The sequence below is a fragment of the Shewanella sp. MM_2022_3 genome, from assembly GCF_022557375.1.
Lineage (GTDB): Bacteria > Pseudomonadota > Gammaproteobacteria > Enterobacterales > Shewanellaceae > Shewanella > Shewanella xiamenensis.
In genome coordinates, this window is the sequence record NZ_JAKZGV010000013.1 from 1 (window position 1) to 15,193 (window position 15,193).

The 15,193-nt window shown below is 39.5% G+C and carries 14 protein-coding genes; 1 reads left to right on the forward strand and 13 read right to left on the reverse strand.

Annotated features, from left to right (window positions below):
- From MMG82_RS09520 to rfaH, 13 genes are all read right to left on the reverse strand, one after another.
- Window positions 1–868 (reverse strand): oligosaccharide flippase family protein (locus MMG82_RS09520; RefSeq protein ID WP_241406798.1); only part of this gene is annotated, 868 nt, incomplete at its 3' end.
- A gap of 72 nt (window positions 869–940) precedes the next feature.
- Entirely contained in the window at window positions 941–2,062 is a 1,122-nt protein-coding gene (locus MMG82_RS09525; RefSeq protein WP_240293482.1) for a DegT/DnrJ/EryC1/StrS family aminotransferase, read from the reverse strand.
- Window positions 2,063–2,066: 4 nt separating this feature from the next.
- A complete protein-coding gene (locus MMG82_RS09530) occupies window positions 2,067–2,822 on the reverse strand; it encodes an acyltransferase (RefSeq protein WP_240293214.1) in 756 nt (251 codons plus the stop codon).
- Window positions 2,822–3,541, reverse strand: coding sequence for an SDR family oxidoreductase (locus MMG82_RS09535; protein ID WP_047537112.1), 720 nt, complete (start codon window positions 3,539–3,541; stop codon window positions 2,822–2,824). The genes MMG82_RS09530 and MMG82_RS09535 overlap by 1 nt, the downstream gene beginning before the upstream one ends.
- Window positions 3,538–4,641 (reverse strand): class I adenylate-forming enzyme family protein, encoded by a 1,104-nt coding sequence (locus tag MMG82_RS09540; RefSeq protein ID WP_241406799.1) that lies wholly within the window; start codon window positions 4,639–4,641, stop codon window positions 3,538–3,540. Before MMG82_RS09540 ends, MMG82_RS09535 begins: the two co-directional genes overlap by 4 nt.
- Window positions 4,642–4,902 (reverse strand): hypothetical protein, encoded by a 261-nt coding sequence (locus MMG82_RS09545; RefSeq protein WP_241406800.1) that lies wholly within the window; start codon window positions 4,900–4,902, stop codon window positions 4,642–4,644.
- Entirely contained in the window at window positions 4,883–5,131 is a 249-nt protein-coding gene (locus tag MMG82_RS09550) for a hypothetical protein (protein WP_047537106.1), read from the reverse strand. The genes MMG82_RS09545 and MMG82_RS09550 overlap by 20 nt, the downstream gene beginning before the upstream one ends.
- Window positions 5,125–5,532, reverse strand: coding sequence for an FdtA/QdtA family cupin domain-containing protein (locus MMG82_RS09555; RefSeq protein WP_252977694.1), 408 nt, complete (start codon window positions 5,530–5,532; stop codon window positions 5,125–5,127). The genes MMG82_RS09550 and MMG82_RS09555 overlap by 7 nt, the downstream gene beginning before the upstream one ends.
- Window positions 5,533–5,540: 8 nt before the next feature.
- Window positions 5,541–6,404 carry a glucose-1-phosphate thymidylyltransferase RfbA gene (rfbA, locus tag MMG82_RS09560; protein ID WP_240293212.1) on the reverse strand — a complete coding sequence of 288 codons (864 nt, stop codon included), beginning with the start codon at window positions 6,402–6,404 and terminating at the stop codon, window positions 5,541–5,543.
- Window positions 6,405–6,481: 77 nt separating this feature from the next.
- Window positions 6,482–7,552, reverse strand: coding sequence for a dTDP-glucose 4,6-dehydratase (gene rfbB, locus MMG82_RS09565; protein WP_240293211.1), 1,071 nt, complete (start codon window positions 7,550–7,552; stop codon window positions 6,482–6,484).
- Window positions 7,553–7,628: 76 nt separating this feature from the next.
- On the reverse strand, window positions 7,629–8,618 hold the full coding sequence (locus MMG82_RS09570; protein ID WP_240293210.1) for a Wzz/FepE/Etk N-terminal domain-containing protein: 990 nt from the start codon (window positions 8,616–8,618) through the stop codon (window positions 7,629–7,631).
- A gap of 95 nt (window positions 8,619–8,713) precedes the next feature.
- On the reverse strand, window positions 8,714–11,419 hold the full coding sequence (locus MMG82_RS09575; protein WP_240293481.1) for an SLBB domain-containing protein: 2,706 nt from the start codon (window positions 11,417–11,419) through the stop codon (window positions 8,714–8,716).
- Window positions 11,420–12,448: 1,029 nt separating this feature from the next.
- Window positions 12,449–12,949 carry a transcription/translation regulatory transformer protein RfaH gene (gene rfaH, locus MMG82_RS09580; RefSeq protein WP_240293209.1) on the reverse strand — a complete coding sequence of 167 codons (501 nt, stop codon included), beginning with the start codon at window positions 12,947–12,949 and terminating at the stop codon, window positions 12,449–12,451.
- A 475-nt stretch (window positions 12,950–13,424) separates the two neighbouring features.
- Between rfaH and MMG82_RS09585 the strand changes: the two genes are divergently transcribed.
- Window positions 13,425–14,894, forward strand: a complete 1,470-nt coding sequence (locus tag MMG82_RS09585) for a peptide MFS transporter (RefSeq protein ID WP_037420415.1) — start codon at window positions 13,425–13,427, stop codon at window positions 14,892–14,894.
- The last annotated feature ends 299 nt before the right edge of the window (window positions 14,895–15,193 follow it).

The window sequence follows — 15,193 nt, forward strand, 5'->3', positions numbered from 1 at the left end:
CTATAGGAAATAACAACAACAAAATAACAACTGTAATAAAAATTGATTTAAAAAGTTCTCTCAACAAAGCTTCACGGTCTTGTAACTCTGAAAACCTTGGTAAAAGATAAACGGAAGCAGCTGTGGTGATTAGCATTAAATACCCATTACTAAGCCTTAGCATTGCTTCCCAATTCCCTGCAACATTACTACCTAAGTCTTGAGTTAGCAAATCACGAATAAATATTGAAGCAATTGGTGCAGATAAAGCAGTTATAAGACCAGCACCTAAATACTTCAGCAACTTAAGGAAAACTTTTCTTTCGATATAGCCAAAAAAAAATTTAAAATGAAACCATTGATGTTTATTACAAATCCAAATGGTGGAGAACAAGGCCAAACCCTGATATATAGCCAAGCCGATCAAAGCCCCCTCCAGCTCATAGAAATAAACGAGAAACGGAACTGAAATTGCGGATAAAACACTACCAAGAATGTTAGCCACAACTAAGCTTTTAAATTCTTTTTTTCCGTTAAGAATAGCAACAAATAATGCATTAAATGCAATAAAAGGTAGTGATATTGCTAACCAATAAAAACAAGACTTTAATTCTTTTGAATTAAATATATATTCAGATAAAGCTTCACTATTAAGATATACAATGCAAGAACCTATCAATGAAAACAGCAAGGTTGTTGTCCCTGCTGTTTTCCACAGACGATGTATTTCATCAGACTCAGTATTTTCAGCAGTATATTTGATAATACCAGTAGGAGACACACCATTACTTAAAGAGGTAATCACTTGTATAGCATTTTGAAATTGACCAATCGCTGCATATCCTGATGGACCAACTGCAATTGCTAAAATTTTATTTAGCCATAACATAACTGCTATTTTAACAAATACAGAAATACTATTTAAAGACGTGACTCTCAAAAAGCTCAAAATCAATTACTCTTATATTTCAAAACGGTTAATGACACTAATGACATAATCAATTTCATTTTGCGTCATAGTAGGGTCTATCGGTATTGATAATACTTCTGAATGAATACTTTCAGTTATTGGTAAATGTAAAGCGTTAAATGTTGAATATGCTACTTGCTTATGGGGTGGTATTGGGTAATGTATTAAATTTTGTACCCCATTCTTAGTTAGCCATTGTTGTAGTTGCTCGCGTTTTTGGCAGCGAATAACATATAAATGCCAAACATGGGCTTTATAGTATTCAGTACAAAGCGCTGAGTATTGTATTGGTAATACAATTCTATTGTTACTTATTCCTTGAGAGTACATGGCTGCAATCTGTTGACGACGTTGTGTTTCATCCAAAAGATATTGCAATTTAACGCGAAGCATAGCAGCTTGGATTTCGTCTAAACGACTATTTACCCCCTGATAGAGGTTTTCATACTTCTTATGGGATCCATAATTTCGTAGCGCTTTTAGGGTTTGTGCTAATTGATCATCGTTTGTAGTAATAGCTCCAGCATCACCAAGGGCTCCTAAGTTTTTTCCAGGATAAAAGCTAAAACCAGCTGCATCGCCCCAATTACCAGCTCGTTTACCATTTATTTCAGCACCATGAGCTTGAGCACAATCCTCTAAAACTAATAAACCAAACTCTTTTGCAATAGCCATAATTTCAGGCATTGGTGAAAGTTGACCATATAAATGTACTGGCAAAATTAACTTTGTTTTGTCTGTGATAGCGTCGCGAACAATTTGTGGGTCAAGATTATAGGTAGCAGGGTTTGGTTCAACTAATACTGGTACTAAATCATTCTCTGTAATCGCTAACACAGATGCTATATAAGTATTGGCCTGAACAATCACTTCGTCACCGGCTTGTAGTTTACCCAACTCCTTCCATGCTCGGATGACTAAGATTAAAGCATCCAACCCATTCGCAACACCAAGAGAATGCTTTGTTCCACAATAAGATGCAAATTCAGCTTCAAATTGAGCAAGTTCATTACCCATAATATACCAACCTGAATCGATCACTCTGCTACAAGCTTCTTTTAATTCAGATTGATATTGTTGATTAATTTTTTGTAAATCTAAAAAAGGAACTATCATGTTATTTCTCTTTAACGTCATTCAACCAAGTTTCAACGACCTCCTCTGGATAACCTCTATGAAATCGATTACGCCATGGATATGCCTTTAACTTAGGATTATTGTGCATTCGTAAAATTTTAGAATCACAGATTATTTTTATTGGATTTCCGCTCGCTAATTTGCCCTCAGGAATATTTTCTTTAACAACAGAACCTGCGGCTACTACACAATCTTTACCAATACTAACTCCAGGAAGCACGAGAACTTTTGCAGCTAAGACTGCAAAATCATCAATAGTTACACCAATAAGATCGGTACTTGGAGGTGTAGGATCATTAGTCAGTAGCACTTCAGGAAAGAGCCAAACATAGTTACCAATTCTTGACATTTTACCAATATGCACATCAGCATGGCATTTAGTATAATTTCCAATTACACAATCACCTTGTACATCGGAACGATTCCCCAACTGGCATCCATCACCTATTATACTATTTTCTCTAACACTAACATAATGACCAGTATTAAGAGAGTCCCCTATTTTAGAGCCAGAATAGAAGACATTATGACTTCTAATATTGCAATTTTTACCAAACTTTAATTCTTTCTCTGCTGCTAATGGAGAAGGAAGACCTAATTCACAATAGGCACCAATGCGACAGCCTGAACTTAAATACACATTTTCATGTATTACCGTAAAAGGTCCAATCTCAACGTTATCTTCTAAAGTTGCTAAAGGTGAAATAATCGCTGAAGGGTGAATCAATACCGACATTAAGCAGTACTCCCCGCATCAACTGTAATAGTTGTCCCTGTTATAGAGCTTGCACCATCAGAGAGTAAAAAAACAGCGGCAGCTGCGGCATCGTCAACATTTGCTAGACGCCCAAGTGGACTTCTTCTTTTAATTGACTGCAATTTCTCACCTTGAAGACCTGCTGTCATTGCAGTCTCCATATAACCAGGAGCTAGAGTATTTACGGTGATATTCGCTTTTCCAACTTCCCTTGAGAGGGATTTTGTAAAGCCGGATAATGCTGACTTAGATGCCCCATAAACACTTAATCCGTTAAAACCAGTGCTTCCAATAATCGAACCAACATTTACAATTCGACCACACTGATTTAATAACATGGCACGACTTACATATTTTGTTAGCAAAATAGGTGACATAATATTAGTAATAATTAGTTGACTAATATCTTTTTCATGCATTGTCGCTAAAACACCATCATGACCAATAGCTGCATTGTTTATTAAGCCGTAAGGTCGCCCATGATCTTTTAATATTTTTTTGACTAAATTTGAGATACCTTCAGTCTCAGAAAAATCGTACTCATAAAAAAAAGCATGCTCAGGATAAGCAACTCTCAATTGATGAAAATCGCCTTCTGTGCGGCTAATTCCAACCACTTTGTAATTACTTTCAAGAAGCTTTTTTGAAATTGCTAGTCCTAATCCCTTACTTGAACCTGTTACTATAACTACTCTCATGAAGCTTTACCTCTCATGATTTTTCCAACAGAATTTTTCTCAATTTGATCAACAAATTTAATCAAAGCTGGAACCTTAAATGGTTCTAATTGTGAATAGCAAAAAGACTGTATGTCTTTCTTAAGTTGACTATGGTCGTTAAAAGATTCCTTAAGAACTATATTGCACGCAACTAACATACCCATCATTGAATTTTTTTTACCAAATGCATGACATTCAGATACTGCATCATGTTTTAAAATGATCCGTTCAATTTCTTCTGGTAAAACCTTATTACCTCCAACATTGATCGTACCACTTTCGCGTCCCATGAATATAACTCTATCATCAACAATCGAAACTAAATCACCAGTATTTATGTATCCGTCATCATCGATTTGCAAAACACCGCTTATAGTCGTATTAGATGAATTCTTAGATTTGATCCATAGCACACCATCTTTCAACTTTATATTTGGTTGAAAATGAGATTCACATGATGGCTTATCCAAGAATGAAATAGGAAATCCTTCTCTCAGATCATTAACACTAAACCCAACACCAGCCTCTGTTGAAGCATAAATATGGGTTATTTTAGCCTCGTGATAGGTAGTTTTTAATGTATTTAAAATTGTTTGATCAGCAATTTCACCACCTAACGTAATCCTTTTTAAATTAATAGAATGACTTCTAGGATCCATAAGTAGCTTTCGATAAAAAGAGGGTGTAGCAGACAAACAATTTACATTTGTAGAAATTAGTAAATCTATAATCTCAGGTATGCTATAATTAGATTCTAGAATGGTTAATTTAGAACCAGAACGTATTGATTGAAAATACACTTGTAAACCAGCAAACCGATTAATATCATAAACGAGTGCCCAGTTATATTCGCCACCTTTTTCCACATCAGTTTTAGCAGTTCCAGTAAGACGCTCAAGTTCATAAGAAACTAACTTTGGCGTACCTGTAGTGCCTGATGTTGCAAGTATCCATCTACGTTCAAAACTATCTGATAGATGTTCTGATATTATTTTAACTTCAACATTTGACTCACTAAAGTTAAAATAATAATTTACACTTACATTCAAAAAAAATTCTTGTTCTGTAACTGTATCCAATCAATCAGGTAGAATTAATAAATTATTTGCTAGATAAGATATAGAGGGTAAAAACTTAGCAGCAAGCTCACGAGAACCAAATTTAACAGCAATATTACTATTCTTATAAGCTGAGTATTTATCTAAGAAGTTATTAGAAATAGCTAGCATTTCAGAATAGGTAACACTTTCCCGATTATTAACAATACACGTTCTATGAGCCGGTACTCGCTTTAGAAAATCTAAAAGTGTCTCTTGATTTTTACTTTGAGTATTTTTCATAAATAGCTACGAATTCGCCAAAAGTTTGAGGATACACAGCATCTTCCATCAACTGAAATGGATCGTAATCTAGTTCCTCTTCCAAGAGAGCGACCAAAATTGCAAAACCTAGTGAATCAAGTTCTGTCTCTAGTAAAATAGTGTCATCACTTAAATTATCATATGACTTATTTGCATTTGTTTGAGCCAAAGCTTCATTAAATTTATCTAAAATAATTTTTTTTAACATTTTTTAATTTCCTGTAAGAAATTTTGATAATCACGAATGTAATCATCTTCATCATATATATCGCTTGCTAAAACCATCAATACACAGTCATCCGAAAAATCATGCATTTCTCGCCATGTGCATGAGTCAATTAATAGGCCATGTGTAGGTATGTCTAAAAGAATCTCTTCACGTTTTAAGCCGTCATCCAATACGAACTTACAGCTACCCTTTAAAGCTATTGCAACCTGTTTAAGTTTTTTATGGGCATGTAAGCCTCTAACCACATTCTGTTTAGTGGCATAAATACAATAAACACGTTTTATTTCAAAAGGGATATTTTTATTACCTTCAAATGAAACTAAATTCCCTCTTTCATCACCAAGATTTTTAAACTCAATTAATTTAATTAAGCTCACCATTAACTCCTTCATTCGAGTAATGAACTTAGATATTGTCCATAACTATTCTTGGACATTTCATTTGCAACTTTGAGTATTTGTTCATTACTTAGCCAATGATTGCGCCATGCAATTTCCTCTAAGCAAGCTATCTTAAAGCCCTGTCTTTTTTCGATGGTTTCAACAAATGATGCGGCTTCTAACAGACTTTCATAGGTGCCAGTATCTAACCAAGCAAAACCACGACCTAGCAGCTCAACATTTAACTCACCCATTTCAAGATAGGCTTGATTAATACTGGTGATTTCTAACTCACCGCGTTCTGAGGGTTTGACATTTTTAGCGATATTAACAACTCGGTTATCGTAAAAATACAGTCCTGTAACCGCAAAATTAGATTTAGGTTTTTGGGGTTTTTCTTCAATCGAAATAGCTTTTAGATCTTGATCGAATTCCACGACTCCAAAACGCTCAGGATCTTTAACTTGATAACCAAATACAGATGCACCGGTTGGTCTCGCGGCGGCTTTTTTAAGTATTGGTGAAAAACCTTGTCCCCAAAAGATATTATCACCAAGCGCTAAACACACATTATCATTGCCAATAAACTCTTCACCAATGATAAAGGCTTGCGCTAGGCCATCAGGTGTTGCTTGAACTGCATATTGCAAACTGATACCAAATTCACTACCGTCACCAAGTAGGCGCTGAAATGAAGATTGATCCTCTGGTGTAGTAATAATTAGAATATCTCGGATACCTGCCAGCATAAGCACAGAAATAGGGTAATAAATCATTGGCTTATCGTAGACAGGCAATAATTGCTTAGATACGCCTTTAGTAATGGGATATAAACGAGTGCCAGAGCCACCAGCGAGAATAATTCCTTTCATTAAAAAATAAGCTCCAAGATAAATAGGCCCTAGATTTAAAGAAAAATAAGGGTATTAAAACAAAATTGTTAAAAGGATTAAATGCCTAAACGCTCACGCTGATAAGTACCATCCTGTACATGCTGGCACCATTCTTGGTTAGCTAAATACCACTCGACAGTTTTGCGTAGACCCGTTTCAAAAGTCTCTTGTGGCTGCCAATTAAGCTCTGCACTCATTTTGCTTGCATCAATGGCATAACGGCGATCATGGCCAGGTCTATCAGTGACATAGGTAATTTGCTCAGCGTAAGGTGTGTTTTGAGGCACTAATGAATCTAAGATGCGGCAAATGGTTTGAACCACTTCTAAGTTCTGCTTTTCGTTATGGCCACCTATATTGTAGGTTTCACCAACCTTACCTTCGGTAACGACTTTGTATAACGCTCGAGCATGGTCTTCGACATATAGCCAATCACGGATTTGATCGCCTTTACCGTAAATGGGCAATGGCTTGCCTTCAAGTGCATTAAGGATTACCAGAGGAATTAACTTTTCTGGAAAATGATAAGGGCCATAGTTATTGGAACAATTAGTCACAATAGTCGGTAAACCATAGGTACGTAACCATGCTCGTACTAGGTGATCGCTCGAAGCTTTAGAAGCAGAATAAGGGCTGCTGGGCGCATAAGGTGTGCTTTCGGTGAATAAAGGCAGTTCAGAGTCTGCCGCCACTTCATCTGGATGCAGTAAATCGCCATATACTTCATCGGTGGAGATATGATGGAAACGGAATACAGCTTTACGCTCAGCATCAAGTTGCATCCAGTAATGGCGAGCAGCTTCGAGCAGCGTGTAAGTGCCAACAATATTAGTTTGAATAAAATCTGCAGGGCCGATAATTGAGCGATCAACATGGGATTCTGCCGCCAAATGCATAACGGCATCGGGTTGATGCTTAGCAAATACTCTATCTAATTCAACTCGGTCACAAATATCTACTTGCTCAAATGCGTAACGCTCGCTTGCCGCCACGCTCACCAAGGATTCTAAATTGCCTGCATAGGTCAGTTTATCAAGGTTAATTACGCTATCGTGAGTGTTGCTGATGATATGACGAACGACTGCTGAGCCAATAAAACCGGCGCCGCCAGTTACAAGGATTTTCACAACAAAAGACCTCGAAAAAATTAAAATAATTCGCTTATTTAAGTAAGAAGGATATTAGTGCGCTCCCGCACAATTTCTAAATTCTGGATTCTAGGTTATCTTCTTTTCTTACAAAATGTCTTACCAATACGAGCATCATACCCAACATGACACCAAGTATGGTGCCTAATACACAAATTAATGCGCGTTTTGGCTTAGCCTTTTCTTCAGGCGCTAATGCAGGGTCAATGGTTTTGAAAACGTATTCATCACGTACTTCGGCAAACATAATGGTTTTTGCCTGTTCTTCAATGAGTTTATAAAGTACGGTTTTTATATCTGCGACATTAGTTAAAGCGATTTGCTTATTTAAAAACTCAGTACTGCGGTGTGCTTCTGCTACATCACGGTCCTTCATCACCTTATTAATATCTTTAATTAACCAAGTGACCCATTGCTGCGCGACCGTCGGGGATAAATGCTCAACTGATAAAGTCACCATTCCCGTATCTTTGGCTTTATTGACAACAATCATTTTGCTAAAGACTTTGTATGCCTCTTGCATTGATGGCTCAGGTTTAAATGGCGCTTTCACTTCGCGCACCCAAGTATTGGTTTGCTGGTTGTATAGCTCAGGATCATAGATAAGTTTATCTGCATCCCTATCCCATTTTTCTGCCGCCATTAAATCGGCAAGGATATTGTGCTTTTGAATAAAATCACTGGTAAATTGGCGAGACTTTAAGACCTCAATTGCCAATTCGGTTTTATCTGTACCGCCTTTGCTACCCAGATTCACGCCTGCAAGGCTAGCTAGACCACCAAACTGAGAAGCTAACGCACTTAAACCACCACCTTGCTCCTCTGCTGCGGGAGCAAGCAGCGCTTCGGATTTATAGATATTAGGTTGCTTTATGGCAAAGACCACTGCACCAACTGCAAATAAAGCGGTAACAACCAAAATAATCCATTTACCACGCCAGATGACGGAGAACAGTTCGCGAAGATCGATTTCGTCGTCTTGCACTTGAGGGAATCTGGCATCGGATTGATGTATATTTGGATTTTGAGTAATTTGTGTGTTCATTGGTTCTTCAGATTCTAGGTTATATGCCCTAGGCACTGAACCTAGGGCGAGCTATAAGCAAATTAGAGGCCTAATGCCTTTCTAGCTCATTATTTTTACAGCCCAGAGATGGCTGAGATAGCAACTGCGGTGTTATAGATAATGCCAGTCACTTGCGACCAGAGTGTAAGGTTATCTTTGTACTCGGTATCTAATGGCACAATTACGGTATCACCAGGTTGCAATTGATCACCACCGCTGAACCAGCTTGAACGCGAAGGCATTAGAACTGAACCATTAGCCTGAATAACATAGGTTCTTCCCTCATCAGCACGTTCTCTTGCACCACCAGACATGGCTAGATACTGGTCTATCGTTAAACCTTCTTTAAACCTATGGGTTGCAGGATGCTGAACTTCACCCATTACTGCAATCGTTTGCTTAGTTGAAGGAACATATAAAATGTCAGCATCTTCTAACTGCAAATCAGCCTGAGTAATACCAAGTGAAATTGCGGGTAAATCCACGACTAAACGGCCAACCGCTTTAATATTTTCAAGGTCGGTTAGCATTAACTGTGCATCAGCATAATTAACTACCGTGCCATCCTTTGAAATCCCGCGGGTAGCTATATCACGACGCAGTTGGTCTGCCAGCTTTTTGATTTCAATCTGCTCTTGTTGGCGCACAGACTCACGTACAAAGACTGCTGAAGGTAATGCCGCATATTCGGTAAAGCCACCCACACGGGTGATTAAGTCACTTAAGGTTTCACCACGGCGAATATTGTAACGGCCAGGGAATTTAACCTCGCCTCTGACCTCAACCACTTTGGTCTCTTGCCAATCTGGCGTTGTCATCACAGTAAGAATATCTCTGCCAGATAACAATAAATTAGCACTTGAGTTATTTTGCAGTGCTAAAGCAAGGTCAATATTTTTATGCTCAGTTTTAGAACCTGAATTATCAACTACCGTTGATGTTAATTCGGCTCTAGTTGTGTAAGCACCTTCTTTCAAGCCACCAGCAGCAACAACTAAATCATTGACTCTTGCACCTGCGGTTAATGGGTACAGACCGGGTAAACGTACCTGACCATCAATCCCGACAACCTGAATCCCAGCTCCTGCTCGCCCCTGGTTATTAAGCTTAACCATGACCGGATAGAGTAATTCTTGGCGAGCCATTTGATTACTGAGTTTGAGTAACTCTGTATCATCAAATAAGTTTGCCAACATTTTGTTGACGACACCTTTAACCACAGCCACATCTTCTGACTCAGTTTTATCAGTAACAACCACTCCAGCCAACTGCGTACGCTGAGTTAATCTACTTTTATCAAGCTGAACAAACCCTGCTTTGAATAAATCAGAACTGATCAGAGAATTCGTGTTTAAAGAGGTTACCTTCTCTACGCGCTGTTTAACTAATTTATTCAGCTCGAAACGATTTTGTACATCGTCAGAAAAATTAAAAATAATGATTTTATCACGGGGATTTAAAGCGATATCTTGGTCACTATTTTTGTCATTAATAGCTTTACCCGGTGAAAACTGACGAACTTCAATATCACCATATTGGTTCACTTCACGAACCACTAAGGCATAATCTAAATCAGCAGAAATGGCTAAATCCCCCCAAATTGAGGGAAAAACATCACTGATTTTTTGTCCGGAAAACCATTGATATTTACCAGGACGTACGACAGCACCGACTACGGTCACGGCGCTTTCAAACTGTTCAGAAGCGTTTTTAACACGAATAACATCACCCGCTTTGGCTAATGTCATTTTGCCCTGTTCGCTAGTAAGGTCGACATTGATGACTGTTTTTAGCGATTTACTGTTGTAACGCTCAACCGAACTGCTTTTAGGATAGGCGCCAGGATTTAAACCCGCGGCCATGGCGATAACATCCGCCATGGTTTCGTTATTTTTTAACTCATAAATAGCTGGACGTCTTACTTCACCTGAGACGCTAACAAGGCCACCAATTGAAGGAATAAAGACGACATCTCCAGAACGTAAGCGCAGGTCGCCCGATGCATCCCCTTTTAACAGCAGATCATATAAGTCTAATGTACCGACAAGTTTGCCATTACGTTTAAGTTGTACATTCCGTAATGAGCCAATTTCGTTAACACCACCAGCAACAAATAACGCTTGGGTGATAGTCGATAAACTAGAAACCGTATATGAACCAGGTTTGTAAGCATCACCCGCCACAAATATACGAATAGAGCGCAATTCCCCCATGGTGATATTGGATTCAATACCAATCATTTGTTGTTGAATACGCTGCCCCAGCGTTTCTCTTAACTCAGAGAACGTTAACCCATTTACAGGAATGGGCCCTAATTCGGGGAATTGAATGACTCCTTCGCGATTAATTACTAAGTCGTATTCTTTATTCTCTTTCCCATAAAGCTGTACTTTGATGTTATCGCCTGGACCGACAAGATATTCCCCAGGGACTGGCACATCAGATACAGGCGCAAAGGTGCTAGGCTCACCAGCAAACATTTCATAGCCAAAGCGACGTAGTTTAAGGTTGGAAGAATCCGCAGAAAAATCTAATTCCGCTTTTTCTTTCTTATCACTTGCCGCATTGATGCGCTCTGGTTGCATGTCACGTTCGGAAACAACCTGCGGATTTGCTATCTGCGGCTGAGCTTGACTACCGGAAATCATACTGGGATCAATTCCGTACTGTCTCGCTAAGCGCTGTTGTTCTGCTTTGGGTAATTGTTTGAATTGTTCAATCATCTGCGGAGAGGGCGTAACGGCTTGCGCCTGAGCGCCCATCAATATTGCAGCACTCATGCTTGCGAATATCGCGACTCTAGGGGCCGCTTTGATGTATTTTTTAAGTTGTTGTAACACCAGATATCTCCGATTGGGTTTAAAGATGAAAAACAATGATAAAGCAGAGCGTCGCTACGCTCCTTCTAGATTCTAGCGCCACCGTAGTAGCGTCCTAGAGCAGCGCTTTTTTGCTTCGTCCTCGCAGTTGCGAAGCAACGTCCTTCTTTTTTCAGACACGCTACCGATTATTCCGTATATCCGTATACTCCACCCTGAGGGCTTGCTAAAGCAATTTTGAAGTGTTCCTGACACTTCTATCGCGTGGCGGCCAGAGGGCTTATTCAGTGCATCCAGCACTTCATCCTTCGGATCAGCTAACGCTGTTAATAATTGTTCCAGACAATTATTTGCGGCGTCCGCTTAACGAATGAAACTATTCATTCGATGCCTTTCAGGCACGCTACCGATCCGCGTGGCGGCCGGAGGCCTTCGGCGTCCGCTTAACGAATGAAACTATTCATTCGATGCCTTTCAGGCACGCTACCGCCCATAGATTGCGGCCTCTATATTGCCCTTCGCGCTGCGAATATTCTAATTTTTCAAAACCTTAGCATTTGTTACTTGCTGTTTTTAATTGTTGGCTTTCTAAAGTCCCAAACTTATCAGTTAACCATCTTTAGTTTGGCTACCATCTTCAAAAGACCTAAGCCCTGCTGGCAATTTAAGCCCGCGAGCCTCATATGCCACAGCGTAAAAAACAAGTAAAACTTTTGTTGCACACAATTTAGTTCAGCGGCAAAAATTGTACAGCCAAACCACTACGTCGTTTGCTCAAAAAACATGCACACAAATTATGTTTAACTTTTAATGGTGCAAATTTAGTTTTGTGATACCACCTCAATGCACAAACAAATATAACACACTGAAAATTATATATTTTTAATTTCAAGCTCTATATTACTTGAAATGAAATAACTCAGGCTATGGCAAATGTCTTACACAACTCTAAGCTAAAGTCTTAATCAACATAGTAAAATAGTTCACAACTCACACTCGTTCTACAGACTGTTCTGGCACAGTTAACATATTGATCTGTCCCATAATATTAAATAAAACGTGGCAACGTTTGTTTGGGCATTTCTCTTGAAAAATAGCTTCTAAGTCTGCAAACGGGCCGTCTTTAAAACGAATTTTCTCCCCTGTTTTTAGCTCTAACGGAGTGTCTAAAACAGATTGGGAAGGCGTTAATTCTTTCATGCGAATGGCGTGAATGACTCGGTCATCAATGGGTGTCATTCTTTCCTGACAATTGACTATACGACTCACACCGCGAGTAGAGTGGACTTGCTTAACGCTAGTTTGGCTTGGGTCAAAATTGATAAACAAATAATTTGGGAATAAAGGCACACGACAGATCCGCTTCTGACCGCGTTGAGATTTTTCTTCAGAGACCATTGGTAAATATGTCTCTAAATTTTGAAGAGCTAAATTTTGTTGTGCCCTCGTTTCACTACGAGGTTTACAGTACAAAAGGTACCATGCCTTCATCGATTAATCTCACTACCCTATGTTAAGTGACGTCCATTCACGGGTCGCAATCATAACAAAGTTGTCAAGACGGATGGAAGCAGTTTTTTGCCTTAAAACCCTTGCTGTTCGGTATCTAAACAAAGTACCGATATATTAGGAAAATCAACATAAATCGATATTTAGCGACGAGTTGCAGATAATCTCACCAGTTAGCAAGTCAAAATTGACTTTAGTGACTTTTAAAGGGTATATAAGGTGGGAATTTTAGCGAAAATATCCTAATTAACGCTTAAAATATTACTTTTATTATAAGAACGTAACAATAACTCATACTTAAATCTCAGTAATTCAACAATTTACTCATGCTTTTAAGCTAGAGCTAAATATCGAATTGACTCAAGATAAATGAGAAGAGCAACAATCATTTTTCTGTGGTGACATCATCCTGTTTCAGGGGCGCCACAGGCAATCACGAGCTTAAGGTGGAAACTTCATGAGCGTAGCAAAACCACAAGGGACAATGCTTGGCCATCCCAAAGGTCTGTTCCTACTGTTTACAACAGAACTCTGGGAACGTTTTAGTTATTATGCAATGCGTGCCATTTTAGTACTGTACTTAGTTGATAAAGTGCAAAGCGAAGGTGGACACGGTTTAGGTTGGAGCCAAGCTGATGCAATTTCGTTATATGGCACCTTCACTGGGCTTGTTTATTTGACCCCACTTCTAGGTGGTTGGTTAGCAGATACCTTTCTAGGCCAACGCCGGGCCATTATGATTGGCGGTACTTTAATGGCGGCTGGTCAATTTATTTTAGGTACGCCCCATGCGTGGGTACCTGGGATGGAAACCGAAGTATTCTACGTCGGCTTAGGCACGTTAATCTTAGGTAACGGCCTGTTTAAACCAAATATTTCTACTATGGTGGGCGATCTGTACCAAGAAGGAGATCACCGCCGTGACGGTGCTTTCACTATTTTCTATATGGGGATCAACGTTGGTGCTTTCCTCTCAGGTATTATCGTAGGCTCAGTAGTTGCCGCTTATGATGGTAATTTCCAAGCTGGTTTTATCTGCGCAGGTATCGGTATGATCCTGTCGTTAATTATCCAGCTTGTGTTTGCACAAAAGTTACTTGGTGATATCGGTAGAACTCCTGCTGCTAAGCTTGAAAAGCAAAAAGCAGCAGAAAAAGGAGAAGTCCGTAAAGAACCACTGACGAAGGTTGAACGTGACCGTATTAAAGTCATCATGGTGATGGGTTTATTTACTATTATTTTCTGGGCGGGCTTCGAGCAAGCTGGCGGCCTGATGAACTTGTTCACGAACGACTTTACCGACCGCATGATCGGCACATGGGAAGTACCAACCACTTGGTTCCAATCCTTAAACGCAATGTTTATCGTTATTTTCGCCCCTGTTGTTGCTTCGATTTGGGTACGTTTAGGTAAGAACGAACCTAACTCCCCGATTAAGTTTGCTTTAGGCTTAGTACTGTTAGCCGTTGGCTTCTTATTTATGATCGGTGCCGTTGTCGAAATGGGCGGTGACGCTACAGCTAAATCAAGCATGTGGTGGTTGGTTGGCGCTTATTTCTTCCATACCATGGGTGAACTTTGCTTATCGCCTATTGGTTTATCTATGGTCACTAAGTTAGCTCCACTACGCATCGCTTCGTTAATGATGGGTTCTTGGTTCCTCTTTGTGGCTGCTGCTAACAAAATTGGTGGTGTGGTGGGTTCCTTTATTGGCCATGGCGGCGAAAAAGAAGAACAACTTGCCAATGCAATGGCTATCTTCTCGGGTATTGCGATTACCGCAGCACTTTCTGGTGTGATCTTATACTTTATGGCAGACAAATTAGTCGATTGGATGCACGGTGCGGAAAGCAAGCATCACAATGAAGCCGAAGCATTAGAAGATGAAATTGCGGTAACCGCTGAACACGAAGCCATTAAAAGATAACGCAGCTAGAAGCTAGGACGCAGCCAAATGCGCTGCTCTAGGTGACTTAGCTGCGAGAAAAAGCAGATAGGGCTTCGCCCTGATAGGACGCTTCTACCCATCCTGAATAATTCTATATTCGATAAAAACGCTGCAGAAATGCAGCGTTTTTTATTGCTTTGCTCCCAAAACACGTTGAGGTTAGAGATGGGATGTTTCGCACACTGACAAATTAGAACATGGGGACTAGGTTCTAGGTGCTAGGTGCTAGGTTCTAGGTTCTAGGTGCTAGGTTCTAGGTTCTAGGTGCTAGGTTCTAG

What these genes read in the sequence shown, in the direction of transcription:
- MMG82_RS09535 (WP_047537112.1), bottom strand. Translation starts at nt 3,541, where the DNA reads ATGAGAGTAGTTATAGTAACAGGTTCAAGTAAGGGATTAGGACTAGCA.
- rfbA (WP_240293212.1), bottom strand. Translation starts at nt 6,404, where the DNA reads ATGAAAGGAATTATTCTCGCTGGTGGCTCTGGCACTCGTTTATATCCC.
- MMG82_RS09550 (WP_047537106.1), bottom strand. Translation starts at nt 5,131, where the DNA reads ATGTTAAAAAAAATTATTTTAGATAAATTTAATGAAGCTTTGGCTCAA.
- rfaH (WP_240293209.1), bottom strand. Translation starts at nt 12,949, where the DNA reads ATGAAGGCATGGTACCTTTTGTACTGTAAACCTCGTAGTGAAACGAGG.
- MMG82_RS09530 (WP_240293214.1), bottom strand. Translation starts at nt 2,822, where the DNA reads ATGTCGGTATTGATTCACCCTTCAGCGATTATTTCACCTTTAGCAACT.
- MMG82_RS09545 (WP_241406800.1), bottom strand. Translation starts at nt 4,902, where the DNA reads ATGAAAAATACTCAAAGTAAAAATCAAGAGACACTTTTAGATTTTCTA.
- MMG82_RS09585 (WP_037420415.1), top strand. Translation starts at nt 13,425, where the DNA reads ATGAGCGTAGCAAAACCACAAGGGACAATGCTTGGCCATCCCAAAGGT.
- MMG82_RS09555 (WP_252977694.1), bottom strand. Translation starts at nt 5,532, where the DNA reads ATGGTGAGCTTAATTAAATTAATTGAGTTTAAAAATCTTGGTGATGAA.
- MMG82_RS09570 (WP_240293210.1), bottom strand. Translation starts at nt 8,618, where the DNA reads ATGAACACACAAATTACTCAAAATCCAAATATACATCAATCCGATGCC.
- MMG82_RS09575 (WP_240293481.1), bottom strand. Translation starts at nt 11,419, where the DNA reads ATGAGTGCTGCAATATTGATGGGCGCTCAGGCGCAAGCCGTTACGCCC.